The following is a 1,838-nucleotide window of genomic DNA, read 5'->3' as shown; positions in this document are numbered from 1 at the left end:
TGAGTTCCCTGGAGATGATCTCCATCGCGTCCTCCCGGAGATAACCGAATTCATGCTGGGTGTTCTGGAGGATGGGGATCAGGCCTCCCTTTACACCCTTCCAGGGTTCAATTATCTTCTTGACTTTTTCCTCGACGTCCGCCGCTTGGACCGCTACCACAAGGACCACCACCTGAATTATTATTTTCAAATATTGAGACCCTGAAAAGCCAAGTGAATTATATCACTTTATAGATAAATTGCAAACATTCCTGAATAAAAACAACTTCAACACACAGGTTCCCCGACGGGGTTTGCGCTGGCTTTAGAAAAGGCCTTTGGGGCTAGCGCGGTCCCAGGGCCAGAGGACTTCCCGCCCATCGATACCTTTGAGCGCGAGGGCCAGCTCCTCGAAGGATGGTTTCTCCAGCAGGGCCGGGGTGGTTTTTTGAAGGCTTATATCCTTCAGGGTATGGGCGTCGGAAGACCTGATCACCGGTCTTTTCCCTGTCATTCCGAGCCATTGGAGCGCCTCTTCGCTGGAAAGGTGTGCCGAAAGTTCCACGGCATCCACTTCGAGGCTCTCCGGGATCATGCCCAGGACCGCCACGTAGGAGTAGGCCGGTCGGTCGATATGGGCCAGGATGCTTATGCCTCCGAAGGAACGTATCTTCTCGATGACCTCGTCCGCGGTGGCGTCAATGCCTTGCACCAGGAGGTATTCGTACTCATCGATGATTTTGTTGTTCTCGTCGATGACGAATTGGTCACCGAATTTGTCGGGCCTGTTCCGAAAATGGGGGAGCCGTTCGCTGACCCATTTTTCGAAAGTACGCGCCTTCTCGATATTAGGCATCAGGCAGAGAACGTGGATGTCTTCCGAGGACTGGACCTCCAGCCCGCAAATAACCTCGACGCCCGAACCTTCCGAGGACCTGGCGAGGGCCTCGGTATTAAGGGCGGAGTTGTGGTCCGTTATAGCGATCAGGTCGATGTTCTCCTCGGAGCAACGGGTAATAATATCGGGCGCCCCCATATCCAGTTCGGCGCAGGGGGAGAGGACCGTATGGATGTGCAGGTCCATGCTGTAAAGGTTCATACCCTGGATCCGTTCCTTACCCCCATGGCGTAAAGCCTTCCGCAGGCCTCGAAGGAATCCATCTCTGTCGAGGCCAAGGCAATTCCTTCCCTCTGGCACTGCTCTCTTAATTCCGGTGACGGAATCCTTCCCGAGGCCAGGAGGATGAGGGGAACCTCTTTTAGCAGCGCCACGGCGGCCACGTTAACATGATTCTGGATGGTTACCCATAGCGCTTTCTCGGGCGCCGAGCCCATAACAAAGCTCAGCAGGTCACCCGCGAATCCTTGGGTGATCTCCACCTTCTCCCCGCCGGCCACGTGGATCGTGACTCCCTCCAGGTTCTCAAGGATGTCCCCTATTTTCATTCCCTTTCCTCCTGGGTAATGGTATGGACAAACCTTTTAGAAAGTTCGTTGAGCTCGTGGGAAAGGTTCCCCATTTTTTTCCTCAGCCTGAAGATGCAATCGTCCAGCGAAGCCTCTCCGCGGACTATATCCTCGGCCATCACCCTGCAGGTCGGCCGACCGCAGGTCCCGCAGTCAAGGTGGGGCAGTTCGGCGTAGACGGACTGTAATTCCGAGAGCTTCTCCATGGCCTTTGCGACGTCCTTGCCCAGGGGGATCTGTTCGATGGGGAGGATCTCCTGTTGGAGCTTCCATACGCCGGCCCGGTAAAGATCTTCCAGGATCGCTATTTTTTCCTTGTCGATCTCCTTGACAAAGGGGTAATCCTCGACTTTAAGCCTGCTGAGAAAGGGGGATTCGGCGTTGGCTATCCC

4 protein-coding genes are annotated in these 1,838 nt (G+C 54.9%); all 4 read right to left on the bottom strand.

The features are described 5' to 3' along the window. Window positions 1-160, bottom strand: a 160-nt coding sequence (locus tag GX108_02225; protein ID NLO55864.1) for an NAD(P)H-dependent oxidoreductase subunit E, incomplete at its 3' end; no start/stop codon positions are given. A 144-nt stretch (window positions 161-304) separates the two neighbouring features. Then, entirely contained in the window at window positions 305-1,063 is a 759-nt protein-coding gene (locus GX108_02220; protein ID NLO55863.1) for a PHP domain-containing protein, read from the bottom strand. 11 nt (window positions 1,064-1,074) lie between these two features. After that, the gene (locus GX108_02215) at window positions 1,075-1,425 is read right to left on the bottom strand and encodes a serine kinase (protein ID NLO55862.1); all 351 of its coding nucleotides are present in this window, start codon (window positions 1,423-1,425) and stop codon (window positions 1,075-1,077) included. Further along, a partial coding sequence (locus GX108_02210) for a Fe-S cluster protein (protein NLO55861.1) occupies window positions 1,422-1,838 on the bottom strand: 417 nt, incomplete at its 5' end. The genes GX108_02210 and GX108_02215, both read right to left, overlap by 4 nt.

This window comes from Thermovirga sp., from assembly GCA_012523215.1.
Taxonomy (GTDB): domain Bacteria; phylum Synergistota; class Synergistia; order Synergistales; family Thermovirgaceae; genus 58-81.
The sequence above is the reverse complement of the archived record's forward strand: the minus strand, read 5'-3'. Positions and strand labels throughout refer to the sequence as shown.